At 72.5% G+C, this 13,316-nt stretch carries 10 protein-coding genes; 7 read left to right on the top strand and 3 right to left on the bottom strand.

Annotation, left to right across the window (positions count from 1 at the left end; genetic code table 11):
• The first annotated feature begins 2 nt into the window (after positions 1–2).
• Together GSY65_RS03345 and GSY65_RS03340 are read left to right on the top strand one after the other, a co-directional pair.
• A complete protein-coding gene (locus GSY65_RS03345; protein WP_443043196.1) occupies positions 3–1,562 on the top strand; it encodes an MFS transporter in 1,560 nt (519 codons plus the stop codon).
• 493 nt (positions 1,563–2,055) lie between these two features.
• The gene (locus GSY65_RS03340) at positions 2,056–3,324 is read left to right on the top strand and encodes a KAP family P-loop NTPase fold protein (RefSeq protein ID WP_159765874.1); all 1,269 of its coding nucleotides are present in this window, start codon (positions 2,056–2,058) and stop codon (positions 3,322–3,324) included.
• Positions 3,325–3,399: 75 nt separating this feature from the next.
• On the opposite strand, the gene GSY65_RS03335 is transcribed toward GSY65_RS03340, so the two are convergent.
• The 3 genes from GSY65_RS03335 to GSY65_RS03325 form a co-directional block, all read right to left on the bottom strand.
• Entirely contained in the window at positions 3,400–5,064 is a 1,665-nt protein-coding gene (locus tag GSY65_RS03335) for a cellulase family glycosylhydrolase (RefSeq protein WP_159765873.1), read from the bottom strand.
• A gap of 197 nt (positions 5,065–5,261) precedes the next feature.
• Positions 5,262–6,371, bottom strand: coding sequence for a GDSL-type esterase/lipase family protein (locus GSY65_RS03330; protein ID WP_159765872.1), 1,110 nt, complete (start codon positions 6,369–6,371; stop codon positions 5,262–5,264).
• A gap of 764 nt (positions 6,372–7,135) precedes the next feature.
• Positions 7,136–7,714 carry a TetR/AcrR family transcriptional regulator gene (locus tag GSY65_RS03325; protein WP_159765871.1) on the bottom strand — a complete coding sequence of 193 codons (579 nt, stop codon included), beginning with the start codon at positions 7,712–7,714 and terminating at the stop codon, positions 7,136–7,138.
• A gap of 210 nt (positions 7,715–7,924) precedes the next feature.
• Here GSY65_RS03325 and GSY65_RS03320 point away from each other — a divergent pair, with 210 nt between their 5' ends.
• From GSY65_RS03320 to GSY65_RS03300, 5 genes are all read left to right on the top strand, one after another.
• Positions 7,925–8,488 carry a 2Fe-2S iron-sulfur cluster-binding protein gene (locus tag GSY65_RS03320; protein ID WP_159765870.1) on the top strand — a complete coding sequence of 188 codons (564 nt, stop codon included), beginning with the start codon at positions 7,925–7,927 and terminating at the stop codon, positions 8,486–8,488.
• Positions 8,485–9,477 carry an FAD binding domain-containing protein gene (locus GSY65_RS03315; RefSeq protein WP_159765869.1) on the top strand — a complete coding sequence of 331 codons (993 nt, stop codon included), beginning with the start codon at positions 8,485–8,487 and terminating at the stop codon, positions 9,475–9,477. The genes GSY65_RS03320 and GSY65_RS03315 overlap by 4 nt, the downstream gene beginning before the upstream one ends.
• Entirely contained in the window at positions 9,474–11,597 is a 2,124-nt protein-coding gene (locus GSY65_RS03310) for a xanthine dehydrogenase family protein molybdopterin-binding subunit (protein ID WP_159765868.1), read from the top strand. Before GSY65_RS03315 ends, GSY65_RS03310 begins: the two co-directional genes overlap by 4 nt.
• On the top strand, positions 11,590–12,732 hold the full coding sequence (locus GSY65_RS03305; RefSeq protein WP_159765867.1) for an XdhC family protein: 1,143 nt from the start codon (positions 11,590–11,592) through the stop codon (positions 12,730–12,732). The genes GSY65_RS03310 and GSY65_RS03305 overlap by 8 nt, the downstream gene beginning before the upstream one ends.
• Before the next feature lie 152 nt (positions 12,733–12,884).
• Positions 12,885–13,208, top strand: coding sequence for a hypothetical protein (locus GSY65_RS03300; protein WP_201452440.1), 324 nt, complete (start codon positions 12,885–12,887; stop codon positions 13,206–13,208).
• The last annotated feature ends 108 nt before the right edge of the window (positions 13,209–13,316 follow it).

Below are 13,316 nucleotides of genomic sequence, written 5' to 3'. Positions count from 1 at the left end.
TCATGAGCAGCGACCCCCAGCCGACTTCCCCAGCACAGACCACCACCCGGGAATCAGGTGGTGGCGGGAGCGCGATGGCGCTGCTGGTGATCGCCTCCTGCCAGTTGATGGTCGTCCTCGACATCACGATCGTGAACATCGCGCTGCCGGACATCCAGCGCTCCCTGGACTTCTCCACCACCAGCCTCGCCTGGGTGGTGAACGCCTACACACTCACCTTCGGCGGTCTGCTGCTGCTCGGCGGCAGGGCGGGTGACATCCTCGGCCGGCGCCGTGTCTTCGTCTTCGGCGTCCTGCTGTTCGTGCTGGCCTCCCTCCTCGGGGGCCTGTCCCAGAACGCCGGTCAACTCCTCGCCGCCCGCGCCCTCCAGGGCGTCGGCGGCGCCATCGCGTCCCCGACCTCCCTCGCCCTGATCAGCACGACCTTCCGCGAAGGCCCCGAACGCAACCGGGCGTTCGGCGTGTTCGCGGCGGTCTCGGCGGGCGGCGGCGCGATCGGGCTGCTCGCGGGCGGGATCCTCGTGGAGTGGCTCAACTGGCGGTGGGTGCTGTTCGTCAACGTGCCGATCGGCCTGCTGATCGTGCTCGCCACCCCCCGCTGGATCCGGGAGTCCGAGCGCCATCCCGGCCACTTCGACGTCGCCGGCGCGCTGACCTCCACCGCGGGCATGGTGCTCCTGGTGTACGGGTTCATCCGCGCCGCCCAGGAGGGCTGGAGCGATGCCCTGACGCTGGCGTCGTTCGTGGGCGCCGTGGTCCTGCTGCTGCTGTTCGTCCTGGTGGAGAAGCGCTCCAGACAGCCGATCACCCCGCTCCACATGTTCGCCGACCGCAACCGCGCGGGCACGTACGGCATCATGCTGTGCCTCGCCGCCGCCATCTTCGGCATGTTCTTCTTCCTGACGCTCTTCGTGCAGAACGTGCTGGGCTTCAGCCCGTTGGCCACCGGCTTCGCGTTCCTGCCGGTCAGCGCGGTGATCGCGCTCGGCGCCGGGCTGGCGTCGCGGTTCCTGCCCGTGTACGGGCCCAAACCGTTCATGGTGGGGGGCGCCATCCTCGCGGCGGCCGGCCTGGGCTGGCTGACCCTGACCGACGTGCACTCCACGTACGCCGGCAGCGTCCTCGGCCCGATGCTCGTGTTCAGCCTGGGCATGGGCATGGAGTTCGTGTCGCTGACCTTGATGGCCCTGTCCAACGTGGCCACCCGGGAGACCGGCGCGGCCTCCGGGCTGCTCAACACCACCCAGCAGGTCGGCGGTTCCCTGGGCCTGTCCATCCTCGTCACCATGTACGGCACGGCCAGCACGAACGAGGCGGAGAAGCAGATCCCCCGCTTCCTCTCCCAGGCGACCCCGCTCGAACGCCTCCAGTTCCGGCGCACCGGCCAACTCCCTCCGCCCTACAGCGACGAGGTCCTCGCCGCCGGTGTCTCGGCCGCGTTCGTCATGGCCGCGATCTTCACGGTGATCGCCGCGCTCATCGCCGTCCTCGCCATCCAGGTCCGCCCGTCCGACCTGGAACGGCTGAAGGGGGACGGGGTGGCACCGGGGGGCGGGGCGTAGCGGGAACGACGGGCGCCGTCTCCCGGCACGGGGAGCGCCGGGCGGCGCGGTCCGTGCCGAGCGTGATGCCCTACACCGCGCCACACGTACTTCTCCTGTGCAATGACCTTCTGGGCGCCCGGGCTTGAGCGGTACGGTGTCCGCTTCCCCTGAGCCTGTACGACCTGGAGGTCCGGATGGCCGATGAGCCTCTGAAGGCGCGCTTCGTCGCCGACCCTGGTACGAATCCGGGCTGAGCGTTTCTCGCCTGTGCACGAGCGGTCACGCTTCGAGTAGCTGCTCGTAGCCGCGACACGGGAGACCTGCTTCACTGTTCCAGCGGGGGGATCGCACGGATGAAGACCTGCTCGGCGCGATCATCGCGTTCGTCGTCGCGGCACCGAGGGCTGTCTCAAGGCCGCCCCGGACGGGTGGCACCGCCCGCCCCATGACCCCGCCCGACCCACGAACCCCGCCCCCGCACCCTTCCGTTCGAAACACAGGAGAGTCTCCGTTGCGTCCCCTGACCGACAATCCCGTCAGCAGCCCCGAGGACGACACGTTCCGGTTCGGACCGTACGTCGACGTGCTGCACAACGCCGTGGAACAGGCCACGCCACTGCCGCTGACCGTCGGCGTCTTCGGTTCCTGGGGTGCGGGCAAGTCGAGCTTCCTGCAGTTGTGGCAGCGGCGTTTCGAGGCGACACGGACCAGGACGATCTGGTTCAACCCCTGGAAGTACGACCGCAAGGTCGAGGTGTGGGCGGCGCTGCTGCACACCATCCTCTCCGAGATGGAGCAGGGGGACGACACGCTCAGGAAGAAGGCGAAGAGGCTCGCCAAGGCGGCCACCTGGCTCTCCGTGCGGGCCGGGCTGGGCGCGGCGGCCGCCCTCGGCACGGGCGGTGTGATCAAGAGCGAGCAGGTCGACCAGATGCTGCAGGACCTCGCACAGGAGGACTCCGAGCAGTACCGGCAGGTCAACCGCTTCGAGTTGGACTTCGCGGACGCCGTCCGGGACTTCGTCGGTGAGGACGGCCGGCTCGTCGTGTTCGTCGACGACCTGGACCGCTGCACTCCGGAGTCGGCGATGACCGTCCTTGAGTCGCTGAAGCTGTTCCTCGCCCAGTCGCAGTGCGTCTTCGTACTCGCGCTGGACCTCGACGTGCTGGCGGCGGTCGCCACCAACAAGTTCGACGAGGCGCTCAAGGGCGCCCCCTCGGACGTCGTGTCCGGCATGGCCTACCTGGACAAGATCGTCCAACTGCCGTTCTTCCTCCCCGACGTCGGCTTCGACACGCTCCAGGAGGCGTTCAAGCCCTACGTGTCCGAACTCGGGGACGATCCCTTCTTCTGGGACCTGCTGCGGCGCGGCCTCGGGGTCAATCCCCGCAGGCTCAAGCGGTACATCAACGTCTTCAACATGGCCCTTGCCGTCTTCCAGGCCCACGGGACGCAGGCCCTGAGCCGCGAGTTCCGGCTCCAGCTCGCGGTGCTCCTCATCATCCGTACACGGCACCGCGCCTTCTTCCACACGCTGACGTCGGACCCGGAGTCCTGGCGCAGGCTGACCGCGTTCTACGAGCGAGCACAGGGCAACCCGACCGTGCGCCTGGAGGACCGCCACCTCCTGGCGACCCGGCTTCATCCGTACGTGGACGACAGCGCTCTGGAGGGCCTCCTCACCCACGGCGGAGCCGAACGCGTCCAGCCGCCCGCCGCCGAAACCGTCCTCTCCATGATCAGCACCCTGCGCAACGCCGCCGGCCCCGACGAGATCTGACGGACCGTTCCGGGCCCGCTGCCGGGGGACGGCGGCCCACCGTCCCGTCCCCCGGCAGCGGCGCAGGCCCCGGCGTCAGCTCGTCGTGCAGGCCGACCCGTTGAGGGTGAACGCCGTAGGGCTGGGGTTCGCGCTGCCCTTGCCGGCCGTGAAGCCGAGGGTGGTGGAGCCCGACGCCGGGATGTTCGCGGTGTACGGGGCCGAGGTGACGGTGACGTCCGCGCCGCTCTGGGTCGCGGTGCCGCCCCACAGGTTGGTGACGCGCTGGCTGTCGGGGAACGTCCAGCGCAGGGTCCAGCCGTTGACCGCCGAGCCGCCGGTGTTGCGGATGACGATCTCGCCCTGGAAGCCGCCGGGCCACTCCCCGGTCACCCGGTAGCCGACGGAGCAGGACGCCGTGGTGCCGCCGGACGGCGTCGTGACGCTCACGGTGCCGGAGCGCGGCGACCGGTTCCCGGCCGCGTCACGGGCGTACACGGCGAACACGTACGACGTCGACGGCGCCAGGCCCGTGAGGGTGGCGGACGTGCCGGTGGTGGTCGTCGCCGGTGTCTCCGTGGTGCCGCTCACGCGGACCACGTCGTAGCCGGTGACACCGGTCGCGTCGGTCGCGGCGGTCCACGCCAGCCTGGCCGAGGACGCCGTCACCGACGAGGCGGTCGGGGTGCCGGGGGCGGTCGGCGGAGTGGTGTCGCCGCCGGAGGAGGCGTAGACCGCGGCCTCCTTCGAGGTGGCGGCGATGCCGTTCGTGCCCTCGAACAGGCGCCTGCCCCAGCTGGTCAGCTGGTTCGGGTCGAAGTTCGTGACCATGTCCAGGTACTCGACGCCGCCGCCGTTGCCGCTCCACGACCAGCCCAGGTAACCCAGGCCGAGCTGCTGGGTGGTGGCCAGGATGGTGTCCTCGTCGGGGTTGCCGTCCGAGTGGTCGTGCCCGAACTCACCCACCACGATGGGCAGTTTCGCCGCGACGAAGCGGCCCAGGTAGTCGGTGATCTCGGCGGCCGTGTCGAAGACGCCGTACATGTGGATCGAGAAGAGCGTGTTGGCGTCCGGGTCGGAGGCGAACACCGACGCCGCGTTGTCACGCATCGTGAACGCCCAGTCCTGGCCCCAGTTGGGCGCGTCCACCATGATCGTGTGCCGGAAGCCCGCGGCGCGCAGCTTCTGGATCGCGGCCTTCGTGTCGGCGGTCCAGCCCGCGTAGTTGTTGTTGCCGTAGGGCTCGTTGCCGATGTTGACGATGACGTAGTCCTCCTGACCGGTCAGCGCGCTCTGCACACTGATCCAGTAGTCGGCGGCCCGCGACAGCGTGACGGCCCCGCTCTGCTCGCCGTAGCCTGTGGTGTCGTGCACCTCAAGGACACAGATGAGCCGGTTCTGCTTGCACTGCGCGACCACGTTCGCCACGTCCGCGGTGTCGTTGCGCGTCCACCGGTCACCGCTGGAGAGCACCACGCGCACCGTGTTGGCGCCCTTGGCCTTGATGTGGGAGAGGGAACTGGTCTGGTTCGCGTACCAGGTGTGGGCGTGGTTCACGCCCCGCATCACGAAGTCGTTGCCGGAACGCTCCAGCAACCGGCCGTTCTGGATGCGGAACCCGGAGGGCGCGGCCTGCGCGGACGCGCCGGCCCCGGGCGCGGCCTGCGCGGACGGGCCGGTCAGCCACAGCGGCAGCAGCAGCCCGAGGAGGGCCGCGGCCACAGTGGCCATACGGCGGACGGTCGGCGTACGGGATCTCATCGCGGCTCCAGGTGGGGTGGGGGGGGAGATCGAGGTGGAGGTGCGGGTGGGGGGACTGGTGTGAGCGGTGGGCGGGTGGAGACGTCCGAGCGCGGCGGGTGCCGGAGGGACGGCCGTCACCCGGCGGCGGACGGCGCCGCCGTCCGGGTGACGGTCGCGACGGGCCCCGGTCCGCATCGTTCGGCGGGGCCCCACCGTCATCGGCCGGCGACGCCCCTCGCCGTGCAGGTGACGGTCGCCGACGGTGTCCCGGACGCGGTCGACGTGTCGGCGACGAAACCGAACGTGGCGTGGGCGCCGGGGGCGAGCGTGCCGTTCCAGTTGGCGTTGGTGACGGTGGCCGTCCCGTCGGCCGCCGTGCTCAACGTGCCGTTCCAGACCTGGGTCAGCCGGGTTCCTCCGGCCGGTACGACCGTCGCGGTCCAGCCCGACACCGGGGAGGCGGACGTGTTGGTCACCGTCACCTCGCCCTGGTAGCCGCCCTGCCAGACGCTGACGGCGCGGAAGGCCGCGCTGCACGGTCCGTCGCCCGGATCGCCGGGGTCGCCCGGGTCACCGGAGCCCGGCTCCAGCAGTGCGCTGAGCGCCGGGTACCAGCGGGCGGCGATCTTGTTGTCGCCGGACGAGTTGGGGTGCACGCCGTCATAGGTGTCGGCGGCCGTGTCGAAGCCCGTCCACTGGTCGACGACGGTCACCGGCGAGCGGCTGGTACTCGTCGCCTGCGCCCAGGCCGGGATCCGCGCGTTGAAGTCGACGACGCGCTGCGCGCAGCCCGAGCAGGTGCTCGGGTTCATGGGGATGATCTGCGCGACGAGGATCCTCATGTCGGGGTTGGAGGCCCGCATCTGCCCGACGAGCTTGGTGTAGGCGGCGAGGATGCGGTCGGGGGAGATGCTGCTCCACACATCGTTGGTGCCGAAGTGCATGACAACGATGTCCGGAAGGGTCGCGGCGAGCCGTCCCGGCAGCAGGTTCTGGTCGGCCACGTTGGTGACGAGTTCGCCGCCGTGGCCCTCGTTGTCGCCGTCGTGCGCCTGCCCGCACCCCTGGGGGCCGAGGGTGCCGACGAAGTCGATGTCCGTGTAGCCGGCGTTCTGCAGACGGTTCCACAGCACGGCCCTCCAGCAGCCGGGCGAGCCGGTGATGGAGTCGCCGAGCGGCATGATGCGCACCGGGTCGGCGGCCGTCCCCTTCGCCGTGGCGGCCGAGGCCGGCGCCGCGAAGGTGAGGGTGGAGGGGATGAGTAGAGCGGCCAGCATGCCGAGAAGCGGAAGGATCCGGATGGGGGAGTGGCGGGTGCTGCGCATGGTGTTCGTGTTCCCTTCCCTGGTGAGAGGGGAGCGCTCCCATGGGAACATGCCATTCTTGTCATTTACGCGTCAAGATGCGTGCGTCGAGCGGTCCGATTCCCCGGTGATCAGGGGGAGTTGACCCCCTCGGGAAACGATCACCATCCCGGTGCCGTGACGCACGTTCCTTCGGCCCGGGATGGACCGTGCGGTTCCGTATGGACCGTGCAGTTCGGGACGGAATCCTCGGTTCGGGGCGCACCCCTCGGTTCGGGATGGTCGGCCGAAGGGGCGACGGCCGAAGGGCAAGGTCGGCTGAAGAAGGCGACGGCCGAAGGGGTGACCGCCGAAAGGGCGGCAGCCGCGCCGCCGCTGACCGGTGTGCGTTTCGCACCGCCGTCGACCTGTGGTCCCGGGGCGTGGCCGGCCGTACCGTCGCGCAGGGCGCCGTCGCGCTGCCGTGCACGCTCCCCTGGACCCGGTGGCCAGGGGTGCGCGTGGCTGGACGCCCACGCTGATCGTCGAGGCGTCCTCCGGCGGCGGTACGGTGGAGCGGTCGATGCCGGTGGTGAAGGGCCGGGGGCTGGTGGCCCGGCCGGCGCCGGAGGGGCCTCCCGCCGAGCACCTCCACCGCGGCGGTCACGGCTCCGTCGGCCTCGGGGGCCAAGGGTGCCGACCCTGGCGATCGCGCGGCACAACGCGTACGAGCCCGGGAAGTGACGACCCGGACGACCCGCCGGGGCGCGCCCTGTGACACGGGCGGGCGGCTCCCCGGCGGTCTCTCACTTCTTCGGCGCCCCCGCGCGCAGGGCGTCCATCACGAGATCCATGAGGCGGGTGGCCCGGGCCTGCCAGTCGTCGCTCGCGTCGATCTGCCAGAGCCCGGCGATGACGAGGAAGAAGTCGTCCGCGCTCACGCCGGGTCGGATGGTGCCCGCCTCCTCGGCCGCGCGCAGCAGCGCGTCGGCGGCCGCCAGCACCGGGGCGGGGCCTGGTCTGCCGGGGCTCCCCGGAGCGCCCGCCGCCTGCCGGATCGCGTCCGCGAGGCCGACCTTGGTGAGCGCGAACCTGGCCAGACGGTCCATCCACTCGCGCAGCGCCCGGTCCGGCGCGTGGACCGCGAGCAGTTCGGCCGCGCTGTCGGCGACCTGCTGCATCTCGTGCCGGTAGAGCTCCAGGACGAGGGCCTCGCGGTTCGGGAAGTGACGGTAGAACGTGCCCTGCCCGACACCCGCCTTCTTGGCGATGGCGCTCAGCGGCGCGTCCGCGGACCGGGTCAGCTCCTCCAGGGCGACGGCCAGGATGCGCTCGCGGTTCCGACGCGCGTCCGAGCGCAGCGGCGCGTCCTTCTCCTCCGCCACGCGTCCTCCTCGCCGGCTGGTGACCGGATTCCGTGCTTGCCGATCCGGACAGTTGTCCGTTACGTTGGCCGGGTAGACGGACAACTGTCCGATTGGGTCATCCTAGCGCCGCCCCGGGCCGCGCCCCCACCCACCCGTCATGTCCTCGCACACTCCTGCCTGCCGGAGCCTTCCTCCCACTCGCTCCGGATACGCGAAAGAAGGCTGTTCATGTCCTCAGCCCCTTCCTCGACGTACAGTGCCGTCACCCTGACCGTCAACGGCGAGAAGCACACGCTGACCGTCGACCACCGCACCACCCTGCTCGACGCCCTGCGCGAGCGCCTCGACCTGACCGGGACCAAGAAGGGCTGCGACCAGGGGCAGTGCGGTGCCTGCACCGTCCTCGTCGACGGGCGCCGCAACCTCTCCTGCCTCCAGCTGGCCGTGGCGGCCGAGGGACGGGAGATCACCACCATCGAGGGCGTCGCCGAAGGCGACGGGCTGCACCCGGTGCAGGAGGCGTTCCTCGAACTGGACGGCTACCAGTGCGGTTACTGCACCCCCGGCCAGATCTGCTCCGCCATCGCGGTGATCGAGGAGCACGCGGCGGGCTGGCCCAGTGCCGCCACCGACGACCTACGGCCCGAGGCCGGCCCCCCACCCCTCACACCGGAGGAGATCCGCGAGCGCATGAGCGGCAACCTCTGCCGCTGCGGCGCGTACGTGTCCATCGTGCAGGCCGTGGCCCGCGCCGCCGCCGACCGCTCGGCCGCCAAGGAGGCCGTCGCGTGAGGGAGTTCGACTACCGGTGCGCCCACGACGTCCCCGGCGCCCTCGCCCTGCTCGACGGTGATCCGGAGGCACGCTTCCTCGGCGGCGGCACCAACCTCGTCGACCTGATGAAGACCGGCGTGGAACGGCCCGCCCGGCTCGTCGACGTCCGCGAACTCCCCCTGGACCGGATCGAGCCGACGGCCGACGGCGGGCTGCGGATCGGTGCGACCGTCACCAACAGCGACCTCGCCGCCCACCCCGAGGTCCGCCGCCGCTACCCGGCGCTGACGCAGGCGGTCCTCGCCGGTGCCTCCGGACAACTGCGCAACATGGCCACCGTCGGCGGCAACCTGCTCCAGCGCACCCGCTGCGGCTACTTCGCCGACATCACCAAGCCCTGCAACAAGCGCGTCCCCGGCAGCGGTTGCCCCGCCGTCGAGGGCGAGCACCACAACCACGCCGTGCTGGGCGCCAGCGAGCACTGCGTGGCGACCCACCCTTCCGACATGGGCGTGGCCCTGGCGGCCTTCGACGCCGTCGTGTCCTACGCGACCCCGGACGGGCCGGGCGAACTTCCGTTCGGCGACTTCTACCTGCCGGTCGGCGACACCCCGCACCGGGAGACGGCGCTGCCGCCCGGCGCGCTGATCACCGGGGTCACCCTGCCGGCCGTGCCCGTCGCCGCCCGCTCCCGCTACCGCAAGGTCCGCGAGCGCGCCTCGTACGCCTTCGCCATCGGCTCCGTCGCCGCCGCCCTCGACGTCCGTGACGGTGTCGTGCACGACGTGCGCCTGGCCTTCGGCGCCGTCGCCTCCCGGCCCTGGCGGGCCCGTACCGCCGAACGCGCCCTGACCGGCGCGCCCGCCGACGCCGGGACCTTCGCCGCCGCCGCGGACGCCGAACTGGCCGCCGCCCGGCCCCTGCCCCACAACGCCTACAAAGTGACCCTCATGCGCAACCTCGTCGTGGCCGAACTGACCCGACTCACCGAGGAGGCTTCCCGATGACCACCGCCCCCACCGCACGCCAGGGCGCCGTGGGCACCGCCCACACCCGGGTCGAGGGCCGGGACAAGGTCACCGGGGCCGCCCGCTACGCCGCCGAGATCCCCTTCCCGGGGCTCGCCCACGGCTGGCTCGTGCTCTCCACCGTGGCCCGCGGCCGGATCCGTGCCCTCGACACCGCGCCCGTGCTGGCGATGCCGGGCGTCCGCACCGTCCTGCACCACGGCAACGCCCCGCAGGTCGCGACCGACTACCCCGGCCTCATGGGCGGCAAGCCCGACCCGACCGCCGCGGTCTTCCAGCACGACCGGGTGCCCCATCCGGGCTGGCCGGTGGCGCTGGTCGTCGCCGAGACCCCCGAGCAGGCCAGGGAGGCAGCCGAGGCGCTCGTCGTGCACTACGAACAGGAGCCGCACGACGTCGTGTTCACCGCCGACCACCCGCGCGCCCGGCCCACGGGCGGATTCGGTCCGGCGGTCACGGAGAAGGGCGACCTGGAGGCCGAACTCGCCGCGTCCGCCGCCGTCGTGGACGCCGAGTACACCACCCCCGAGGAGTACCACAACCCGATGGAGCCCCACGGGGCGACGGCCCGCTGGGAGGACGGCCGGCTGGAGGTCGTCGACTCCAACCAGGGCACCATGTGGGTCGCGGGGGAACTCGCGAACCTCTTCTCGCTCGACCCGTCGGCCGTGCGGGTGCGCTCGGAACACGTCGGCGGCGGCTTCGGCAGCAAGGGCGTCCGCGCCCACCAGGTGGCCGCCGTGATGGCCGCGACGGTCCTGCGGCGCCCGGTCCGCGTCGTCATGACCCGCCGTCAGATGTTCTCCCTCGCCGGCTACCGCAGCCCCACCGCCCAGCGGATCAGGCTCGGCGCCGACGCGGACGGACGACTGCGCGCCCTGGAGCACCGCTCCCTGAGCCTGACCTCGACCGTGCACGAGTTCAACGAGTCGGCCAGCGCCCCGTCGCGCGTGATGTACGACGCCGACGCCCACCACACCGTGAACAGCGTCGTACGCCTCGACGTGGGAACGCCGACCTGGATGCGCGCGCCGGGCGAGGCACCGGGCTCGTTCGCGCTGGAGTCCGCCCTCGACGAACTCGCCGAGAAGCTGGGCGTCGACCCGATCGACCTGCGGCTGCGCAACGAACCCGAGCGGGGCCCCGTCTCGGGCCTGCCCTTCGCCGGCCGCAACCTGTCCGCCTGCTTCCGCGAGGGCGCCCGCCGCTTCGGCTGGGCCGACCGCGACCCGCGCCCCGGCGTCCGCCGCGACGGACGCTGGCTGCTCGGCACCGGCACGGCGGCGGCCTCCTTCCCCGCGGGCGCCGGGCCCTCCACGGCGGCGGTGACGGCGGAGGCGGACGGCTCCTTCACCGTGCGGATCAACGCGGCGGACATCGGCACCGGCGCCCGTACCGCGCTCACCCTGGTCGCCGCCGACGCGCTGGACGTCGTGCCGGACCGTGTCCGGGTGCGGATCGGCGACAGCGACTTCGGCCCCGCCATGATCGCCGGCGGTTCCACGGGCACCCGCTCCTGGTCCTGGGCGATCCGCCTCGCCGCCGCCGAACTGCGGGAGCGGCTCGCCCCGGACGTCCGCGTGCCGCCGGAGGGCGTCACCGTCCGCTCCGACACCACCGCCGCCCTCGGCGCCCTCACCCAGCGGGAACGGCACTCCTACGGTGCCCAGTTCGCCGAGGTCGCCGTCGACCCCGCCACCGGCGAGGTCCGTGTACGCCGCATGCTCGGCGTCTTCGCCGCCGGCCGCATCGTCAACCCGCTCACCGCACGCGGCCAGCTGACCGGCGGCATGGTCTGGGGCATCTCCATGGCCCTCCACGAGGAAGGGGTACGGGACCGGGCCACGGGCGGCCACTACGGCGCCGATCTCGCCTCCTACCACGTGGCCGCGCACGCCGACGTGCCCGCCGTCGAGGCGCACTGGGTCGACGACCACGACCCGGACGATCCCGTCGGGATCAAGGGCATCGGGGAGGTCGGCATCGTCGGCGCCGCCGCGGCCGTCGCCAACGCGGTCTGGCACGCGACCGGCGTACGCCACCGCCACCTGCCCATCCGGCCCGACCGGGTCCTCCTCGCGGGAGCCCCGGATGCTTGACCTCGCCGCCGAGCTGCACCAATGGGCCGCCGAGGGAAAGGACTTCGCGGTCGCCACCGTGGTCTCCGTCGCCGGCAGCGCACCCCGGGGTCCCGGGGCCGCCCTCGCCGTCGACAGCGAGGGCACCGCCCTCGGCTCGGTCTCCGGCGGGTGCGTGGAGGGCGCGGTGTACGAGCTGTGCCGGCAGGCCCTCGCGGACGGGGAGGTGGTCCTCCAGCGGTTCGGGTACAGCGACGAGGACGCCTTCGCCGTGGGGCTGACCTGCGGCGGCGTGATCGACATCCTGGTCACGCCGGTCACCCGGACCACCGCGGCCGCCCCGGTGTTCCGGTCGGCGCTCTCGGCCGTCGCCGGGGAGGGGGCGGCCGCCTTCGTCCGGGTCGCCCGGGGCCCGGCCGAACTCCTTGGCGGGGCCCTGCTCGTACGGCCCGACGGCGGATCCGAGGGCGGGCTCGGCGGCCACCCCGAGCTGGACCGGACGGCCGCGGCCGAGGCACGGGCGATGCTGGACGCCGGGCGCACCGGCACCGTCGACCTGTCACCGGACGGATCGCACTGCCCCGGCGGGCTCACCCTCCTCGTGGAGTCCGCCGCCCCGCCGCCCCGGATGATCGTGTTCGGCGCGATCGACTTCGCCTCCGCGCTGGTCCGCGCCGGCACGTTCCTCGGTTACCACGTGACCGTGTGCGACGCCCGCCCCGTGTTCGCCACCAGGACCCGCTTCCCGGAGGCCGACGAGATCGTCGTGGACTGGCCGCACCGCTACCTCGGGCGCACGCGGACCGACGCGCGCACGGTCCTGTGCGTGCTGACCCATGACGCCAGGTTCGACGTGCCCCTGCTGAGGACCGCGCTGCGGATGCCGGTCGCGTACGTCGGCGCGATGGGCTCGCGCTGCACGCACGCCGACCGCGAGCGCCGGCTGCGCGAAGTGGGCCTGAGCGGGCGGGAGCTGGCCCGGCTCAGGTCCCCGATCGGGCTCGACCTGGGGGCCCGTACGCCCGAGGAGACGGCCCTGTCCATCGCGGCGGAGATCGTCGCCGTCCGGCGCGGCGGCACGGGGGTGCCGCTGACCGGGTCGGACACCCCCATCCACCGGACGGCGGGGGAGCGGGGAGCCCCGGCGGCGGCCTGAGCGGCGGGGCGGCCCGGCGCCCGCACCTGACGGTGCCCACGCGGCACCCGCCCGTACCCGAAGGGTGCCCACGCGGCACTGAGTATCCGGGGCGCCGCGCATGAGTACGCGGTCAGGTGCGGGGCCGCCCCCACCGCTGGTGCACTGTCGCCATGAACACGCACACCTCGGGCCCGCGCCCCCTCCGGCACGTCACCGCCAAGGCCACCGCGACCGGTTCGGCCCTCGCCGTGGTGCTGATCCCGCTGGTGGTCGGCGCGCTGGTGGCCCGGCAGCTCGGTGGTGACCCGATGGCCTCCGTCAACGCGCTCATCGCGGGCGGCGGTGAGCGGGCCAGGCTCTCCCCGGATCAGCTGCCCGTCCTGCGGACCCTGCGCACGGCGCCCCGCAGGACGGTCGGCCGCCTGACCCGCCGGCAGCTCCTGAATCGTGGCGCGCACGACGACCCGACGTGTCGTCACCTCATTTCGCACTGACGTGAGTTGACCGTTTTTCGATCTCCTGTGCGGGTTCTGGTTCGGGATTCAAGCAAGTCTTGGGGATTTCGTGTAGAAGACTGTGAGAACTCCGGTAGACCCGTTCGA

This window comes from Streptomyces sp. HM190, from assembly GCF_009857135.1.
In the GTDB taxonomy this organism is placed as follows: domain Bacteria; phylum Actinomycetota; class Actinomycetes; order Streptomycetales; family Streptomycetaceae; genus Streptomyces; species Streptomyces heilongjiangensis.
Note: the sequence above shows the minus strand (reverse complement) of the source record. Positions and strands in the feature narration are given on the sequence as shown.

Excerpts from the sequence above, each read along its gene's own strand:
- GSY65_RS03335 (WP_159765873.1), bottom strand. The coding sequence starts at position 5,064 with ATGAGATCCCGTACGCCGACCGTCCGCCGTATGGCCACTGTGGCCGCG.
- GSY65_RS03305 (WP_159765867.1), top strand. The coding sequence starts at position 11,590 with ATGCTTGACCTCGCCGCCGAGCTGCACCAATGGGCCGCCGAGGGAAAG.
- GSY65_RS03330 (WP_159765872.1), bottom strand. The coding sequence starts at position 6,371 with ATGCGCAGCACCCGCCACTCCCCCATCCGGATCCTTCCGCTTCTCGGC.
- GSY65_RS03300 (WP_201452440.1), top strand. The coding sequence starts at position 12,885 with ATGAACACGCACACCTCGGGCCCGCGCCCCCTCCGGCACGTCACCGCC.
- GSY65_RS03320 (WP_159765870.1), top strand. The coding sequence starts at position 7,925 with ATGTCCTCAGCCCCTTCCTCGACGTACAGTGCCGTCACCCTGACCGTC.
- GSY65_RS03345 (WP_443043196.1), top strand. The coding sequence starts at position 3 with ATGAGCAGCGACCCCCAGCCGACTTCCCCAGCACAGACCACCACCCGG.
- GSY65_RS03310 (WP_159765868.1), top strand. The coding sequence starts at position 9,474 with ATGACCACCGCCCCCACCGCACGCCAGGGCGCCGTGGGCACCGCCCAC.